At 60.3% G+C, this 16,396-nt stretch carries 18 protein-coding genes; all 18 read right to left on the bottom strand.

The window, feature by feature from the left end:
- Positions 1-1,561: MobF family relaxase (gene mobF, locus PHE40_RS07980; RefSeq protein WP_299960523.1), on the bottom strand; the 1,561-nt coding region annotated here is incomplete at its 3' end.
- Complete coding sequence (locus PHE40_RS07975) at positions 1,562-1,969, bottom strand: hypothetical protein (RefSeq protein WP_299960520.1); 408 nt, start codon at positions 1,967-1,969, stop codon at positions 1,562-1,564.
- A gap of 52 nt (positions 1,970-2,021) precedes the next feature.
- Complete coding sequence (locus tag PHE40_RS07970; protein WP_299960517.1) at positions 2,022-2,246, bottom strand: hypothetical protein; 225 nt, start codon at positions 2,244-2,246, stop codon at positions 2,022-2,024.
- A gap of 4 nt (positions 2,247-2,250) precedes the next feature.
- Positions 2,251-4,116 (bottom strand): type IV secretory system conjugative DNA transfer family protein, encoded by a 1,866-nt coding sequence (locus PHE40_RS07965; RefSeq protein ID WP_299960514.1) that lies wholly within the window; start codon positions 4,114-4,116, stop codon positions 2,251-2,253.
- A 3-nt stretch (positions 4,117-4,119) separates the two neighbouring features.
- Entirely contained in the window at positions 4,120-5,160 is a 1,041-nt protein-coding gene (virB11, locus tag PHE40_RS07960) for a P-type DNA transfer ATPase VirB11 (protein WP_299960511.1), read from the bottom strand.
- Positions 5,150-6,322 carry a type IV secretion system protein VirB10 gene (gene virB10, locus PHE40_RS07955; RefSeq protein ID WP_299960508.1) on the bottom strand — a complete coding sequence of 391 codons (1,173 nt, stop codon included), beginning with the start codon at positions 6,320-6,322 and terminating at the stop codon, positions 5,150-5,152. The genes virB11 and virB10 overlap by 11 nt, the downstream gene beginning before the upstream one ends.
- Positions 6,319-7,245: a TrbG/VirB9 family P-type conjugative transfer protein gene (locus PHE40_RS07950; RefSeq protein ID WP_299960505.1), complete on the bottom strand. Its 927-nt coding sequence runs from the start codon at positions 7,243-7,245 to the stop codon at positions 6,319-6,321. Before PHE40_RS07950 ends, virB10 begins: the two co-directional genes overlap by 4 nt.
- Entirely contained in the window at positions 7,242-7,934 is a 693-nt protein-coding gene (locus PHE40_RS07945; protein ID WP_299960503.1) for a type IV secretion system protein VirB8, read from the bottom strand. Before PHE40_RS07945 ends, PHE40_RS07950 begins: the two co-directional genes overlap by 4 nt.
- Positions 7,935-7,940: 6 nt before the next feature.
- The gene (locus PHE40_RS07940) at positions 7,941-8,237 is read right to left on the bottom strand and encodes a type IV secretion system lipoprotein VirB7 (RefSeq protein WP_299960500.1); all 297 of its coding nucleotides are present in this window, start codon (positions 8,235-8,237) and stop codon (positions 7,941-7,943) included.
- A complete protein-coding gene (locus PHE40_RS07935) occupies positions 8,238-9,158 on the bottom strand; it encodes a type IV secretion system protein (protein ID WP_299960497.1) in 921 nt (306 codons plus the stop codon). It lies immediately after the preceding gene.
- Positions 9,159-9,166: 8 nt separating this feature from the next.
- The gene (locus PHE40_RS07930; RefSeq protein ID WP_299960494.1) at positions 9,167-9,520 is read right to left on the bottom strand and encodes a hypothetical protein; all 354 of its coding nucleotides are present in this window, start codon (positions 9,518-9,520) and stop codon (positions 9,167-9,169) included.
- Between the two features lie 2 nt (positions 9,521-9,522).
- Positions 9,523-10,203 carry a type IV secretion system protein gene (locus tag PHE40_RS07925; protein WP_299960491.1) on the bottom strand — a complete coding sequence of 227 codons (681 nt, stop codon included), beginning with the start codon at positions 10,201-10,203 and terminating at the stop codon, positions 9,523-9,525.
- A 57-nt stretch (positions 10,204-10,260) separates the two neighbouring features.
- Positions 10,261-12,651 carry a VirB4 family type IV secretion/conjugal transfer ATPase gene (locus PHE40_RS07920; RefSeq protein WP_299960488.1) on the bottom strand — a complete coding sequence of 797 codons (2,391 nt, stop codon included), beginning with the start codon at positions 12,649-12,651 and terminating at the stop codon, positions 10,261-10,263.
- Positions 12,638-12,979, bottom strand: a complete 342-nt coding sequence (locus PHE40_RS07915; protein ID WP_299960485.1) for a type IV secretion system protein VirB3 — start codon at positions 12,977-12,979, stop codon at positions 12,638-12,640. Before PHE40_RS07915 ends, PHE40_RS07920 begins: the two co-directional genes overlap by 14 nt.
- A 1-nt stretch (position 12,980) precedes the next feature.
- Positions 12,981-13,343 carry a pilin major subunit VirB2 gene (virB2, locus tag PHE40_RS07910; RefSeq protein ID WP_299960483.1) on the bottom strand — a complete coding sequence of 121 codons (363 nt, stop codon included), beginning with the start codon at positions 13,341-13,343 and terminating at the stop codon, positions 12,981-12,983.
- A complete protein-coding gene (locus PHE40_RS07905) occupies positions 13,340-14,092 on the bottom strand; it encodes a lytic transglycosylase domain-containing protein (RefSeq protein WP_299960480.1) in 753 nt (250 codons plus the stop codon). Before PHE40_RS07905 ends, virB2 begins: the two co-directional genes overlap by 4 nt.
- Positions 14,093-14,707 (bottom strand): acyl-homoserine-lactone synthase, encoded by a 615-nt coding sequence (locus PHE40_RS07900; protein ID WP_299960477.1) that lies wholly within the window; start codon positions 14,705-14,707, stop codon positions 14,093-14,095.
- 319 nt (positions 14,708-15,026) lie between these two features.
- Positions 15,027-15,764: a LuxR family transcriptional regulator gene (locus PHE40_RS07895; protein WP_299960474.1), complete on the bottom strand. Its 738-nt coding sequence runs from the start codon at positions 15,762-15,764 to the stop codon at positions 15,027-15,029.
- Positions 15,765-16,396 lie beyond the last annotated feature (632 nt).

The following is a 16,396-nucleotide window of genomic DNA, read 5'->3' as shown; positions in this document are numbered from 1 at the left end:
TTTTCCGGGCTGGGGTAAGGGTCTCCCAGTCCAGTCCCTGCGATTTGGCATAGGCCCGCGCCGCTTCGGTCCCACCCATGGTCCGTTTGCTAAATTGCGCGACCACGGTTTCCGGCACGGCGGAGAGTTTCGCCATCTCCGTGCGGGCATCGAGTTCCACCACTACACCATGGGCGCGCAGATGATTGGCAAGATAGGCCTGATACAGCGCGCCCCACTCATGAATGCGCCCCTCGAGCAGTGCGAGATTGATGCTGCCCACCCGCCCGCTCGGCGTTTCCACGATGTTGAATACGGCAACATGGGTGTGCATCTGCATATCGCCCGGCGCACGGCCTTGCGTGCCGGTCAGCGTATGCAGCTCAGTCACCGGCTCCCCGTGCTCATCCTCCCGCACGATCTCAACCGTCGGCCGGGCCGCGTAATGATCGAAGGACACCCAGCCGATAGAACCGGCCTCATAACCCCGCTTCGCCGCATCACCGATTGAGGCGCGGCCAATCTCCTGCTCGATGACGGCCATGACATTATCGATCGCGTCTCGATGCGCCTGATGCAGCATCGCCTGCTCGGCTTTGGTGGGGGCAAACGCCCAGGCAATGGAGAGCGATTTCGGGGCCGAGAAGGTCAGATCGATATAGCCAATCCGCATTTTGGCGGCTTCAAAGATGGTCCGGTATTGGCGGGCACTCACCTCCCGGCCATCGGCATCACGCCCTTTGAGAATATGCGCGCGCTGTTCGGTGGTAAGTGTTTTGTCTTTGATGCCCAATCCCGCCAGCAAACGCCGCACCGCCCGCTCGGCTTCCTCGGCGGGCAACGCCTCGCCATTGACCTTCCGCCCCGCCAGCATCCGCGCCAATTCTTCGGGCGTTGGCACCCGTGCTGCATCCAAGCCAAAAATCTGCGCCAGCGGCAGGCTCGAGGCGCGCTGCACCCGGCCCTCGATGACGCCGCCATCCGCACGCTGCCCGTTCAGCAGGCACGCCACCTCATCAGGTTTCAGCCCGCGATGCGGCTCAATCCCCAGCCGCCGCGCCAACATCGGGTTCATGTCCCGCCGGGGCGCTGCAGTCGCACTGCTGCGATCTGGCGCAAACGCGGCCTCGGCCATCGCAGCGTCCAAGTGTCTCTCTTTGTCGTCTGTCCCCTCACCGCCCCCGTCTCTGGTTGGTCCCGCCCCAGACAGCCGAGCCAGACAGCCCAGCGCTTCTTCACGGCCCACCAGCCCCGCCGCCGCAAAGGCCGCCAAAGCCCGCAAAATCAGTTCATCCAGCCCATTATCCGCGCCCGTGGCTATTGCAACGCCGCTTTCGGCAAGGCGCTCTGATTCCACCCGCACCAGCCCATCCAGCATTTCCGCCGGCAACGGAGTGCCTCCGGCCATGAATCGGCCGTAGCGCGACGCGGCGGCATCGGCGAGCGTTGGCGGGGTCACACCCTGCTCATAATATTCGGCCATCGCCGCCATCTCGGGCGACAAAGTCTGCTGCAATAAATGCTCGCTCATGAACCGCGCCGCTGCCGGCGCCCCCGCCGCCCCGGTGCGATAGGTCAGCATTCAGCCGCCCTCACCATCCATGCCTGGAGACTGTGGCCATTCCGGCCCGTTGTGATCGGGCGGCGCTTCGCCGGGCGGCACGCCAAAAGCCATGCGCAAAACCTGCGCCAGCCCGTCGAATTTCCGTTCCACATCGCCAACCGACGCATCCAGCTCCATGATCGCGGCGGTGAGACCCTGCAGGGTTGTGAGCAGCGGCGAAGGTGCTGCATCATCGGCGGCGAACTCGTTGAGCTTGCGCAGCAGCGTGGTTTGCACATGCATCGTATCCAGCATCAGCCCCAGCGCGCCATTCATCGCCGCCTGCCCGGCATCTAACGCCGCCAGCCGCGCGGCAATCACCTCCAGGGATAAAGGTGGCGCTGGCTGCCCCCTGCGATGTTCCGCCTTGTCGCTCTGACGTTCCATCACAGGAGCGCAGGAATGCCGAAGCAACCCGGCGCGGAACCTCCAACGATTGTCACGGCGTCAGCCGCCGCCGATGCGCCACATCCATTGGCGGCGCGTCCAGATCATTGAGTGTTGGCTGGCGTGCGCTGTCGGGGATACGCGCCTCCGCCCGCGCATCGCGCAACAGGCTCGCTGCCCGGGAGAGGGCCGCATTCTTCTCCGGCGTGGATTTACTGGCCACGGACAGCCAGTACGCGGCGGCGGCACGGTCGAGATCGGCATCGATTTCAGACATTGGGTTATGCTCCTTCCCGGTTTGATTGCTGGTTGGTGCCGGCCTGACGCGACGGCTTGTGAAAGCGGTTTTCCGCCACGCGCGACCGCATCTCCGGCCGCCTAAAATAAATCGCCCGTCCGCAGCGCAGCGGCGCCATGCCGCGCGCCAGCACAAACATTTCGTCATCCCGCACATCGTGCATCAACTCCGCTCTACGGATCAGCGGACGTCCGATTTCATGATAAGAAATATTCGAACCGCGCGAGAGCGAAGAAGATTGCATGGCCTTGCCGGATTTGCCGGTATTCATGCCCTCGGAGCTTGCCATTACACCGTAGGTGCCAAACGAGTTTTCCAACTCGGTGGCGGTATCCAGATCCTGCACCGCCGCGTAGCAGCGATAAGACACGCCATCATACCAGGAGCGCTTGCCCTGCTCGCCCCATTGTTCGACGATTTGCCCGCTCGACTGGTAGAGCAGTTGAATGGTGATGCCGTATTTGCGCCCGGCATCACGCGCGGTTTCCAGAATTTTCATATAGCCAAGCCGCGCCGCCTCATCGAGCAGGAACAACACCCGCCCCCGCATCGCGCCATCCGCCTCGTACACGGCATTGAGCAACGCGCCGATGATGGTGCGTGATATGCCAGGCTCTGTCTCCAGCGCCTTCAACGGCATTTTGAGAAAGATGGTTGCCTTGCCAGCCAGCAGGTCAGAGGTCTTAAAGCTGTTGCCGGAGACCAGATTGGCAAAGGCCGGATTGGCGAGCCAGGTGGTCAGTTCGGCCGCACTGCCGATCACCCCGCTGAACGTCTCCTCGACCAGCCCGCAAACCGGCCCCGCCAGCTGGCGCGCATAGAGGCTGGGGCTCGTCTCAAATATCCCGCGCAGCACGGCCCGGACTTGCGCAACCGGCATCGCGATCGCGTTGCGCACCGCCCGCAAGGTTTTGAGTTTTTCTGGCGCCGTCTGATCGAACAAAATATGTGCGAGGAAGCAGCGCACCACGTTGCGCGCCATGCTGTCGAAAAAATCATCCTTTTTGGCCGCAGGTTTATTATCGCCACAAACCCACGCCACCACAGAATCGATATTCGTCGCCGCCAGGGGGGAGGTGGTGTCGATCCAGTCCAGCACATTGAACCCAGTCCCCGCACGCGGATCGAGCTCATGCACCATATGCCCCATCGCCTTGCGCGCCTCCCGCAGCATAGGTGCAAGCTCACCGGCGGGATCGAGAACGACCGCCGAGCCAGTCCAGTTCAGCAGCGTCGAGACCGCCGTGGTGGTTTTGTAGCCGCCGCTCCCGATGATCATCAGAGAGTGCGTTGGCCCCTCCCGGCACGGATCAATCAGCAGCAGCGCCTGCCCGCCCTGCCCCCAGCTTTTGGCGTCCTCCGGGTCGAAGCGCCGTGCCGCCGCCTTGTCCTGATCGACCCGATAAGCCTCGCCCACGACGATACCACCAAAGCCAGGGTTCGGCCCCGGGAACCGCTCCCGCGCCGCCGCCATGCTCATCCAGGCCGCGCGACCATGATTATCCGTTACCGCCAGCGGAGACTTGACGATGCCGCCCAATAGCGGCCGCCGGAGCTTTGGCCCTACCACGCGCTGGCCACGATAAATCAGCGCCGCGATCATCAACCCCGGCGGCACGGCGCCGCCCACGGCACCGATTTTAAGCCAGAGCGCCACACGCGGATTGCCGTCAAAATTCAACGCATACAGCCACCATTGCCAGAACGGATGTGGAAACTCATGCAGCAGCCCGGTCCCGAACAAAAACACGAAGGACGCCACCACGGTCCAAGCGATCAGCGCCAGGATGATGCCGAAGCCGGTTTTGACGATGAGCTGCCCGGTTTGCTCTGATATCGAGGTGCTCATGACTCAGGCCGCCCGCAACAAATGCGCAGCACTCTCGCCACGGCGAGCCGCGTCGGCGGCGAACCACACCTCGCCAATCTCATACACCGCCCCCTCATTATGGAATGGAATGATCAGATCGACGGCGGCGGATAAAAACTCCATCAGCGTCCTGTCATCCCACCTCCCGCCCTGCGGGCTACCCTTCACCAGGGCAAACAACCGCCTGAACGCCTGCTCGGGATTACGCCCATGGATGGTGGTAATCGAGCCGGGGTGACCAGAAACGATTTCATTAATGTAGGTCCAGGCCGCGTCATCACGAAGCTCCTGCAGAAGGATCCGATCCGGCTTCATCCGCAGGCTGGCTTGCAACAGCATCTCAGGCGTCACCCGCGCCAAGCCGATATTGTCCTTGGCATAGAGCAACCGGACATGATTGGGCTGGGGGATGACCAGCTCCAGCGTGTCCTCGATGGTGATCAGCCGCTCCTGCGCCGGGATGGCGCTGATCAGCGTTTTGCTCATCGTCGTCTTACCCGAGCCGGTGGCGCCGCAGAGCAGGATGGTGAGCCGCGCCTGCACGGCACGTTCCAGGAAGGTTTTGATGTCCCCTGCATCATAGAGGGCGAGCAGGTGAGCAAAGTCCCGCTGCGCCGCTTGCTTGCGGCTGGCCCAGTTATTCCAGCCCGCCACCCGGTAGCGGCTCACCAGAGAGTCGAGCGGCGCCACCGAGCCTCCCGGCTTGCGGATGGTGATGCTCAGCGTACCTGAGGGCACTGCCGGCGGCATGCAAATTTGCAGCCGCTCCCCGCCCGGCAATTCGGTGGCGCAGAGCGGGCTGCGCGGTCCGACATCCTGCTTACGCAGCGCCCCGGCCAGGGTGGCGATATCCTCGAGGGCCGCATAATCGAGTGCTACGGCTTCCACCCGGAACCGGCCACGCTGTCGGACAAACAGCTCCCCCGGCCGGTTAATGCAAATTTCTTCCGTGGCGGGGTCGTCCAGCCAGGACGCCAGCGGTTGCATCAAAAATGTCAGTAAGCGCGCCGCCTCACCCGCCATTGCCCGTCTCCGCGCCGGTATTATCGAGCCGCAGACGGTACACGTTGGAAAAATCCAGATCATGCGCCACGATCAACGATACGGTATCGCCCTGGTTCTTGGTCAGCGTCGGCGGAATGTTGATGGAATTCGCCAAAGCCGTGTTGGCAACCGATTGGCCATTGCTCTGCGCGGCATACACAAATCCCAACGCCGCCTGCTGCGACGTCGAATTGCCGCTGCCATTCCCCGCCGCCGCCAGGGTTCCGGCCTGCAACCCGCCTTGCACCAGGGTGAGCATCAGCGCCCCGCCGAACCGGTCCCAGAAATGATTATTCACCGCGCCCGGTAGCCCCGCCCGGCCCAACTCATCGGAGCCGGGGGAATCCAGCGTGACGATGACATGATCCGGCGTCTCGGCCCGGGTCCAATCAACGAACACCCGGTTCTGCCCTTGCAGAAGGCCGCTCTCCAACTGCCCGACGATCTTTGTGCCCCGGTCGAGCAACACGACGTTGCCGGTAGCACCGCGAATATCGATCGGCACTACGCAGGTCACCAACCCCGGCAACTGGCTATCGATGGCGGTTTGCAGGGTGCAGGGGATCATCGTGCCTTCGGTGATCACCATGTCGGGATTTTGCAGCACCGAGGCTTGTTCACCATCGAGAACCGTGGGCTTCAGCCGGGCCGCCAAAGGGGAATTATCCGGCATCGGCGGCACCGCCGCCGTGGCGCCTGGCTGGGTGCCCGTTGATGCGACCGGCTGCATGGGAGGCGGTACCGATGACCCGGAGAAGGCCAGGATTGGCGCCGAGGCCGGCGAGGCTTGCGCGGGTGCCTCCAAAAATCCCGATTGTGTATCGGCGGGGGCAGGTAAATTTGGCGCGGCGGGCTTCATGGCCGCGTCCGGTGGACCGTTAAAAACCTCGCCTTCATTCGTATATACCGCTGGGATGATTTTTTGCTGGTCCGCCCGCTTATGGCTGAACAGCGCATTGAACCAGATAAAGCCCAGCCCCAAAACCGCCACCAGCGCCAGAATGCCGAGCTTGGTGCCGGTGGTCAGCTCCCGGCGCGGCGTGCCTGCGACCGGCGAACGCCCATCCTCCACCGGCGAGGCTGCCGCCTGATCGCTCCGGCTCCCCGCCGCCTCCGGCCCGTTGGGCGCTTGCCCGCTCATGGCGTGGCTCCCGGCAGGCTGCTACCCGGCGGCACAACGACCCGCGACACATCCGGGCTGGTCGTCCCGGTCTCAGGATTACCACCCACAGACTGGTAGCCGAGATTATAGATATCCAGCACCGTGCCGCCATCGCGCAGGCGCCATTCCCGTGCGGTCTGGTCGAGCTGCACGATATCGCCATTGACTGCGTAGCTAGCCGTGGCCTCCTTCCCATCAGGGTCAATCACGAAGATCGAGGGGATGCGGGCGTTGCCTGCGAATTGCAGCAGCGTGGAATAGCCATTATCCCACACTGCCAAGGGTGCCAGCGAGCGATCTCCTTTGGCAACGTATTTGTAATTGCGTGGCCCGGCGTAAGGGTTGCTCTGCTCATTCTGGAATGCCGACTGTGCGGCGGTTTGCGTCGCCCGCGCCAAGGCCAGCCGGTTGAGCGCCGCGACCTTTTTGGCATCGGCAGCCGCCCGCGCCGCCGCCGCTTTGGCCGCATCCGCCGGATAGGTGAACTGCACCGAGTAGAACACACCCGCCGCCCCATCTGCCGTGCTCGGGGCATCCACGGTCTCGATCTCGAATACGTAGCGCCGGAGCGCGCCATCCTTGCGCTGGGTAAGCACGATGATCGGCTGCAATTTGAGCGCGGCGCTGGGCTTGAGAAACAGGTAATTGCCCTTTGGTACCGCCGCCAGATGCAAACTGTCCGTCTCCGCCACCGAGGTCACCGTCTCATCCGGCGCGAAGCTCACCACCATCGTCGCGCCGATGATCGTCGATAGATGCACCACCTGGCCCGGATTGTAGGCGACATAGCGCATGCGGCTGTCATAGCGGCCCGCATTCGGCGTCTGATCAGCATAGGCGCCGCGCGCCATCACCATACTTGCCACACCAACCACGAGCACAAGCGCAAAAATCCGCTTCATGGCGCGGTATCCTCCTCGTCCTGATAGCTGGTAATGATGATGCCGCCCGGGTCATGCAGCCGTTCGGCATCAGGCATGGTATCGACCTGCTCGAATTGCTCCGTTGCGGTCCAGGTGGTGGTAACAGCGGTATTCATGCCCGCCTCAAAGATCCGTTGGTAGCGAACTTGCGCTACGCCAGGGCCGATCAGCGCTACGGAGATCGGCTCCACGGTCACCACGCCATTCTTACCGATGGTCACCTGCGGGGATTGCGGGTTGGGATAATTGAACCACGCCTGATAGGCGGCTTTTGTCGCGGCATCCGACATGCCTGAGACGATGTCATAGCGGTAGCGAGCGGTATCATAGGAATAACCTTCGCGCATCTGCACATATTGCCAGAGGGCCGCGCGGATTACTGCCTGATGGGTGGAGGCCGGCAAGGTTGAAAGCGCGACTGAATTATCGATCGTGCCATCCGGGCGGATGAGAAAATACACCGGCACCAATTTGGTGAGCGGCAGCATCGAAGCCACCGCCCATGCCAGCCCCAGATTGGCGAGCATGGAAAGGCCGAACGCCACCAACGCGCCTTTGGAGAGCAGCCGGGCCGACCGCGCCCGCGCTTCCTGAAAGGACAACACGTCCCTGTAATGCTTATCCAGCATGGCGGGCGCGAGCGGGATTGTGCCGGAGTTCTGATCCATCACGCCCTACCGGTCCGCAACCTTGGGAGGGGCGGCCAGATACTGCGGTGTCGGCTGCCAATGCCCCGGATTCAGCGCAAAGAGCGGCCCGGACGCCACGGCGAGAGGATCAGGATTGGAACACCCAGCGAGAAGCCCAAAGGTGATGATGATCAGCATAAATCGAAATAACCGCCCAGGAACCGTCAATATCGCGGGAAGCGGCTTTTTCGAGAAAAATTTCCGATAGACAATCCAAATCAAAATGAGCACGAGGGGAAGATGAATTAGATTATTTGCTGAGATAATCATAAAATTGTGCATCTACGCTCTCCCTGGAACTGGCCGTCCGCCACCGCGAACCATTTGCACCACACGCCCAGCCTGGATCGCCGACGACGCCATACTCAACGGGCTGACGGCAACACCACCGCCGAGATAACTCGCCACAGCCGGTAAAAAGGCACAGATTAAACTGCCCAGAGTCAAAAAAACCAAAAACTGGATGCAGATGGTGACCGTTTCCGCCGTATTCGCAAAACTCAGATTGGTCATGCTGACATTGAAATACGCCGCGTCACCATTGATGATAATGCTCAACACGATATCGATAAGCAGCGTGAGAATTGTCAGACCGATCAGCTTGCCAATAAACCGATCAGCTATCCCCCTGGTCGCGGAAAATAGATAACCGGCCAATACAAACGGACCGATCGAGACAATAACATCGATCATGATCCTGGTTGCCTCATAAATGAGAAAGGTGATGCCGATTGGAAAAACAATCAGATCCTGCAAAAGACCAAGCTCCACAGAATACAGAACATTGTAGAAGTTCAAGTTCCTTTCTGCGGTTACAAATAGCTCATTGGCTTCATTCCAGATCGCATCAAATTGATGGGCCGTGGGCTGTGCGCCCGTGACACCCAAAAACGCCGATGAAAGCCAGTTTGGAATACCGCTTGAAAAGAATGATACGATATACTCATTATAGAGTGTTGCGGACATCAAGATACCAACCACCAGGCTGACCGATATGATCCTCGAAATGCCGGTCCTGACGCCGACATCTCCCCGCATCACGAGTATACCCGTCAATAAAATCCACAACACTATAATTGCCGTGAGCGGCCCCTGTATCGCCGACATCGCGGCATTCACAGTGGCCGTCATTCCATTCGTAAATGGTTGTTGGATCGTTTGATCAAACACATAGAACGGATCAAGATTGCTTGCGCTTGCCATCACTCACCTCATTGAGGTTTTGGTGTTGATTTCGATTGTCCCGATGACGCATTGAATGCCGCTGCAGCCTTCGCATAATCCGCGCCCGCGAGCTGCGCATCCGCCGAGGCTACGTTCTGACATCCGGCAGGCGTCATCATTTCGGCATTTCCGGCACAGCGCCGCTCATCCTGCTTCAGAACATCCGGATGGCGAACATACCACGCCGCCGAGTGCACTTCAGGCGGCAAGTTCACCGGGGTTATTTCACTGCTTGAAGAACCAGTTGAACGACCAGAATGGCTGTTATCGACAACGAGATAAAGTGCGCCGCAGCCACCTATGATGATCAATAAACCAATTATAATCTGGGATTTTAACATGGCTATTGTCCTGTATTATCGGCGGCAGCTGCCTGGCTGTAGTCCGAAGAGGCATTGGTCATATCCTCGACGAACTGCTCCTTCTGCTGCTGTTGCTGCGACGATGCTTGCTCGCTCGCCAGCACCTGAAGGTTTTGCGCCTGCGCCTGCTGCGCCTGCACGAATTGCGATTCCGCCGCGATGCGGCCATTGATCGCATCAACCTGGGTGATAGAGGTGGCAGCGTTCAAATCCGATTCCAAATTCGGTAAATCCTGCATACGCTGTTGAATCGCGGTGAGATTCGTCGATGCGATGCCTTCGATATTCGCGATAGCATTCCCATTAGCATTCAACTGCGCACTCGCGGCCGAGCCATCCGTTGGTCCATAAACATGGTTCTGGTTAAAATAACTTGCGGCCGCACCGGACGGCGCGGTTGTTCCTCCGATCAGCCCCGGCATCGCGTTCGCCATGGGCATCGGGTTTTCGATGGACTGGTTCTCCATTCCAGCCGCCATGCCCAAGACATTGGTGGGGTTAGTGAACATCTGGTAGGTCTGCTCAAGCTGCGACAATTGCGCCTTTAGCTGCTCCACTGCGATGATTGATTGCGCCGCAGTTTGTATATTCTGGCCCAGATTGGCGCTGTCGATCACCGCCATTTGCGCGGCGGCCTTTGGCGCCACGCCAACGCTCAGCATCACTCCGGCGCTCACAACCACATATGCAATTCTATTCGGATTCACATCATCCTCCTCTCAATCCTTGGCATCATGGTAGGATCTTAAAAATTCCGGCAGCCATTTGTCTGGCTCATCGCCTAGCTCGCGGCGCAGTTTTTCTGCAAAGCGCACGGTATTCGCCCGGCCGGAAAGTATAGCGACATAATCGCGCATCTGGCCGAGATCGAATTCGCAAATAACACTGGCCTGCTCGCGCTTGAGCAGGAAGCGGCGCTTACCGACCGCCATCTCTTCGCGCACCACGCGATATTCCCCTTCGGTGCATTTGAGGCCTTCAATATAAACCGCCCGGTCCGCCGTCGGCGATGGGAACATGATTTTCGTCTGGCACTGCGCCACGATCGACGGCCCCAGCGGGCTTTCCAGAATGTGTTCCGGCATCTGCAATGCGAGAAACACCGCGCCATTGCTTTTACGCACGGTGAGTAACAGATTATCGACCACAGCGGCAAATTGCGGGTTTTTAAGGTAGAAGCGGAATTCATCGATACTCAGCACGACGCGCCGCCCATCGAGAATTTGTGTCACCTGATAGAGCAGATACGCTCCTGCTGGCGCGCAGACCTCGTCATGTTCGAGCAGCTGGGTCATATCGACGCCGGTGATCGCGCCATCGAGGCGCACCTCGTCGCGCTCTCCATCGAACGCCCAGCCCAGCGCATTACCCCGGCACCATTTCTCGAGGCGAGGACCCAGCCCCATCGGGTCGGCATGGCCGAGGAATTCCCGCAAACCAGCCAGCGAACGCAACTCTTCCGGCATGCTCATCTGCCGGGTGATGGCACGCTCCAGGCGCTTCTCATCCTCCGGATTCAGCCCGCCTTTGCCGTCGCTTTGCACCAGAGCGATCAGCCAGCCCCGCAGAAAATCCCGATCCGCCTCGGTGTCCTTCAGCCCACGCAGCGGCGCCAGCCCCGACGCCTCACCACGGCGCAATTCGAGATAGGTGCCGCCCGTGGCGCGCACCAGCAATTCCCCGCCCCGGTCCTTATCGAAAAACACCACCGAGCCAGCCCGGCCCGATGGGGTATTCTCCTCCACCATCGATTGCTCGAACATCGCCAGCAGAAACATCAGCAACGCGGTCTTGCCCGAACCTATGGGGCCGAAGATGATTGTCATCGCCACGTCAGCAACATGCGGCACGTAGTCATAGGCTGTGCCACCATCCGTGCGGAACCGCGCGATAGCCGCCCCCCAATGGCCGGTTTCCTCACCGCTGGGAAAATTATCAAAGCTGGATAGCCCCGCAAAATTGCGGGAACTGATTGCCCCGGGTCGCGTGCGCCATTCGAGATTGCCCGGGAGTTGCGACCAGAAGGCCGCCTCCAGCCCCAGCCGCTCCTCGACCACCACGGCCCCGGCATCGGCCAACCGTCCGCGCGCCCGGCCAGCGTGCTCCTCCACCGCCGCCAGCGAATCCCCATAGACCGCCAGCGAGAGGTGATGCGCGCCCATGACGAATTCATTGGACGCCAGGGCATCCGCTGCTTCCTCCAGCCCGGCGATCTGGCTGACCGCCTTGTCCTGCGCGCCCAGCATCTGGGCGGATTTCAAAGACAGCCGGTCCTGCGCCTGGGCGCGGGTGACGAAGGCGAAGGATTGCGCCAGCACGATGGGGAACGGCACGGAGAGCAGCGTGTTCAGCATCCCCGGCCGGGTCTTCGCCGGATATTCCCGGAAGGAGAAAACCGTCCCGAAAAAGCTCTTATCCGGCGCGCGTATCTCTATGCCCCGCCGCCCGCAAATAACGCGATCGGTGTAAATCGAATCACCCAGATGCCCGGAAACAACCGGCACCGGCAGCGGCCTGCCTGTGATAATCAGGCGCAACGCCTCGGCGATTTCCGAGAAGGCGATCTCATCCCGCTCATACACACCGAGGCGCCGGACTCTGAACTCTTCCAGCCCATTGGCCAAAACAAGCCATTGGTCCTCTAACTCTCGCGCCAGACCCTCCGCCGCTTCCGGGGGTTTACGCCCGAGCCGCTCCCATTTTCTGGCCATGCCCGTGCCAAGCGGGCTGCGCGGTGAGACCACCAGGCTGATAAAATAATCATTCCGGTGCAGCCGGCTCGCCAGCACCTTGTCGCGGTATGCGGCGTCCAGCGCGTGGGCAAAGCCGGAGCGGAACTGGCGGGTGGGTGCTGCGTCCAGATCGGCATGGCGGATGAGATGCGTATGGAGGGTGACAGTGTCATCGGCGAGGTTGCGGTAGGTCGTGTTCAGCAGCCGCAGCCTTGCATTGCGCAGCGCATGATCGGCCAGCTCGAACGCCTGGCCTTCAACATGCCCCATCGCCAGCAGCGCCCCGCTTTCCAGCAGCACGGTTTGCGGCCCGATATGCCCGATATAGGGCAGATATTGCGTGGCGGCGCGCTCCGCGCGGGCGCTATCCCCCCACATCGCGCATCCCCCGCCCATGTCCATTGCGATGGTCACGAACCGGTGCCGGTGACACCGAGGCCCCGCCCCATCTCTTAACGTCAACTGACCGACCTGCGGTACGCAAATACAGCAGCACGACGCCAACGGCGTTATAATCGCGCGCCACCAGCTCCCGCGCCCCCAGCCAGAGCGGCGCCATGACCATCAGATAAAGCGGGTTCTTGAAGATCACGACGATTAGCCCCGCCAGCATGAGCAGCATCGCCCCCAGACTCAGCGGCACGCCCATGAACATGGCGGGCCTCGTCGCCGCGAGGTAGAGCGTATCGACTTCCAGGGGCTCCATCTCAGCCGCCCCCCGTCAGGGTCTGGCCGAGATAGGAAGCGCCGAACATGATGACGATACCGCCGATGATGCCCGCAATCACCCCCAGCGACGCCCGGCCAAACATGAACAGAAACCCGATGCCGATAATGCCGAGCACGGCGATCGTCTCGCCGAACGGCCCCAGGATGAAGGTGCAGACATTATTGATCATGGTCTGCGGACTGGCCCCGCCCGAGACGGTCTGGGCGTAGGCAAACGCCGGAAGCCCCAGCAGAACCGCCAGCAGCGCCACGGACCACGATCGGGCGACCACAGGCCATAATCTAGTCAGGCGTAAACTCTGCGCCTGTGCAAGAAGCATCGGGGCAATCATGTCGATCATGGCGACCTCATCGTTTGGAGTGGAGAGCCGGCCTCGGCGGCCGCCGCATTGCTTTGCCTGGTGGCATCCAGCCCCAGCGGCACCAGCCAGGGCGCGCCATGGGCCTGCGCATAATGACCCATGGCGGAAACATCCCACACGGGTGGCATGTCCGGCGCGGTGGCGGGTGGTAGCGGCGACGCGGAAAGACCAGATTCCGCCTCGTTCGCATGGCGCATCACGCGCCTCGCATAGCCGTTCATGATCCCTTTGAGCGGTGAGCCGGTATTGTAGATCGACAGCGCCATGAGCAAGGCGGCCTGCTGCCCGCTGCCCACCGGGCCAGCGCCATAAGCGGCCCGCAGCACCGCCGCACCGCCCGCCAATGACGTGCAAGGATCGAGCGCCGCGCCGATCGTCATCCCCAGCGCGGGCAGATTGGCGCTGTTGATCTGCATCAGGCCGATGTCGACGGAATGCCCCTCGGCGATCCATGCGGTCGCCTGAGCCTCGGCGTTGGCCAGGCTCGCCGGGCTGGCACTGAAGTGAGTGCTGTTATCGTGCAGCATCCAGGGATAAAAATTGCTCTCCGTACGGGCAACGCCGCGCAAAACCCCCTCCGGTAACCCTGGCGCGCAACGCGCCGCGAGCGTTGCAAAATCCGCATCTGATAGGCTCGCAGCAAAAACCGGCGCCGGGCTGATCGCGCTCAGACACAGCAGTACACCCGCGAGCCGATATCCGGGCAACCTTTCCCGCCGCGCGGCCATTTACGTCACCAGAACCGGCCGCCCGCGCAACCGGGCGGCCAGGCGCTGACGCATGGTTGACAGCACCGCCGGCGTCGCCTCCCAAATACCGGCGGTTATGTTCCCAATCTCCGGCCGTGCCCGCGCCAAAACCTCCGGGCACCAACCGATCCGTGCATAAATGCGCGTCATCGGCGTGTCGTAAACACCGACAACAAATTCGATGCCTGACGCGATACAAAGCTCACACAGGCCGATCAGCAATTCAGCAGAGACAATGCCCATATCTTGTTCGGTCCTGCCCAGAACCGGCGGCACGCAAAACCGCGTGCATTCCCAGATCGTGGGCGCTGACACGTCCACATCATCATCGAAAAAATGCCTGAACTCGCTTTGCAGCATTGTCGGCCCGGTGGTCGCCAACAACCGCAAGGAACCCCGCACTTGCTGATGCTCATCGACCGCAAGGAGATAGACCGTATCAGCCTGTTCATCGTAGCGATCAACCTCATGGCCGTCTTTGACCACCACATCCCAGCCCAGCCGGTCATGAAAGACCGCCGCGCGGGATTGAAACATCTGGTCGAACAAGGCGGGATGCTCAATCCTGTCATCCTGGCTCAAAGTTATGATCATTTGTGCTCCGCTTCGGTTCTTGAAACATCATGGCCAACAAAATATCAGCGCCGCTTGCGGGAGAGATTTGACCGTCTTCAGCGCGGCGGATTCATGTTTACAAGCCGGATGATTCAGGCCGCAATCTTCCGAATCGGAATCTTGACAGGCCTCTTCAATCGCGCATCAATTACAAGTTTTGTCTGGATTTCGGCCGCACCCCACGCGCGGGATAACGCAAACGCCCTGCCACATAAGATGACAGGGCGTTGCTTCAGTCGGTTAAATATATAATTAACGTTATATTGGCTTGAACTTTCGAGATGCGCTGGCTACCCGCTTACGGGCGCAGCATTTCGCGTGACACCGTCTGGGCAATCGCCTGCGAGATCGTGGCACAACCGAGCTTGGCGCAGCCGGATGACAAATATAAACGAACGGCCCGGTCGGTAATGCGCAAACTTGCCGCGATCTGCTTCACGGTCGCACCGCGCGCCGCATACTCCAGGCACGTCATCTCGCGCGGGGATAACGCCGGCTTGGGTGCGGTATCCCGGTATCCCGAGAGCTCGACAATCCGATCATGCATATAATGCCCGATCATCTGGAACTCTTTCATATAGCCTGCCCGGCGCTGCTCCCATTCTCTCATCGACATATTGGCGGTGATTGTGAACAACGCGCGTTCGCCCCCGGCCCCTCGCACCGGCAGAGTTATACCTTGCCTGCCAACATCAAACCGGTCAGCTTCCGCGAAAAACCCCCGCGCCACGGCATTTTCCTGATCGAGCTGCGCCCAATCCAACGGCAAAAAACTCTTCGTGCCAGATACAACCACCGGATCGATTTTGAAGTAGTCATTGTCCTTATACTGCGCGACCCAGCCTGGATCGTAAGTCAAAACCAGGATCGGATTGAACATCTTCGCGCCGGGAATATAAACCGCGTGATAAGCCATATTCGCCAGATGATAGAATTTGCAAATATTTCCCGCAATCTTCTGCATGGCCGCAAGGCTGGCTGCCTCGCCAATCTGGGTGACGATCTCTTCGTAGCCATCATCCGATCCGGCAATCATCACAAGCCTCCCAGTTACATGGAGACAACGCCAAGCTGCACTACCGCGTTACGATTGCTTGCGTAAATTGAAATATCGGTAATGTTTGGAGACAAGTAATGGCCCCTGTTTTACATGGGCATTGGATCATCGCTGGCGGTCATCACCACGCCATCAGTAGCGGCCAGTATCATCGCGTGATGCCCATCCTACCACCGCTCACGCATGCGCTAGCATTCCTTGGTCTGTCGTAGAAACGTAATCCGATACCACACCTGACCGACGAAATTAGAGATCAGGATTGAGCATAGAGATGAGGTTAGGATTGCACCCAGGATTGAGATTAGGAAGCAGCATAGGAATGAGCACAGCTTTGGGCTGAGAAACCAAATCTGGCTTTGTCAAGATTCCGATTCGGAAGTTGAAATACCAGAAGCAAAAATGCCAGGGTGACGCGTTTAGATTTCACCAAGCCGGTTCACCACATGGCCCTCAAGCGCACCCCTTCCGATGATGAGATCAATGCCCTGAACCGCCCCGCGTTTGCCGGAGGCTCCAACTCTTGAGAGGATGGGGTCATGACGAACAGAACGAGCAACAAATTTTCACCTGAGGTTCGCGAGCGTGCGGTGCGGATGGTGCTGGAACACAAG

The organism is Acidocella sp., assembly GCF_028687955.1.
In the GTDB taxonomy this organism is placed as follows: domain Bacteria; phylum Pseudomonadota; class Alphaproteobacteria; order Acetobacterales; family Acetobacteraceae; genus Acidocella.
This window is presented reverse-complemented; position numbering and strand designations above follow the sequence as displayed.

Bases quoted from the DNA above. Each gene is read 5' to 3' on its own strand.
- PHE40_RS07935 (WP_299960497.1), bottom strand. From the start codon at position 9,158: ATGGCAAGCGCAAGCAATCTTGATCCGTTCTATGTGTTTGATCAAACG.
- PHE40_RS07940 (WP_299960500.1), bottom strand. From the start codon at position 8,237: ATGCACAATTTTATGATTATCTCAGCAAATAATCTAATTCATCTTCCC.
- virB10 (WP_299960508.1), bottom strand. From the start codon at position 6,322: ATGAGCGGGCAAGCGCCCAACGGGCCGGAGGCGGCGGGGAGCCGGAGC.
- PHE40_RS07920 (WP_299960488.1), bottom strand. From the start codon at position 12,651: ATGTGGGGGGATAGCGCCCGCGCGGAGCGCGCCGCCACGCAATATCTG.
- PHE40_RS07905 (WP_299960480.1), bottom strand. From the start codon at position 14,092: ATGGCCGCGCGGCGGGAAAGGTTGCCCGGATATCGGCTCGCGGGTGTA.
- PHE40_RS07930 (WP_299960494.1), bottom strand. From the start codon at position 9,520: ATGTTAAAATCCCAGATTATAATTGGTTTATTGATCATCATAGGTGGC.
- PHE40_RS07970 (WP_299960517.1), bottom strand. From the start codon at position 2,246: ATGTCTGAAATCGATGCCGATCTCGACCGTGCCGCCGCCGCGTACTGG.
- PHE40_RS07945 (WP_299960503.1), bottom strand. From the start codon at position 7,934: ATGGATCAGAACTCCGGCACAATCCCGCTCGCGCCCGCCATGCTGGAT.
- PHE40_RS07915 (WP_299960485.1), bottom strand. From the start codon at position 12,979: ATGGAGCCCCTGGAAGTCGATACGCTCTACCTCGCGGCGACGAGGCCC.
- virB2 (WP_299960483.1), bottom strand. From the start codon at position 13,343: ATGATCGACATGATTGCCCCGATGCTTCTTGCACAGGCGCAGAGTTTA.
- PHE40_RS07950 (WP_299960505.1), bottom strand. From the start codon at position 7,245: ATGAAGCGGATTTTTGCGCTTGTGCTCGTGGTTGGTGTGGCAAGTATG.
- PHE40_RS07965 (WP_299960514.1), bottom strand. From the start codon at position 4,116: ATGAGCACCTCGATATCAGAGCAAACCGGGCAGCTCATCGTCAAAACC.
- virB11 (WP_299960511.1), bottom strand. From the start codon at position 5,160: ATGGCGGGTGAGGCGGCGCGCTTACTGACATTTTTGATGCAACCGCTG.
- PHE40_RS07925 (WP_299960491.1), bottom strand. From the start codon at position 10,203: ATGCTGAGCGTTGGCGTGGCGCCAAAGGCCGCCGCGCAAATGGCGGTG.
- PHE40_RS07895 (WP_299960474.1), bottom strand. From the start codon at position 15,764: ATGATTGCCGGATCGGATGATGGCTACGAAGAGATCGTCACCCAGATT.
- PHE40_RS07975 (WP_299960520.1), bottom strand. From the start codon at position 1,969: ATGGAACGTCAGAGCGACAAGGCGGAACATCGCAGGGGGCAGCCAGCG.
- PHE40_RS07900 (WP_299960477.1), bottom strand. From the start codon at position 14,707: ATGATCATAACTTTGAGCCAGGATGACAGGATTGAGCATCCCGCCTTG.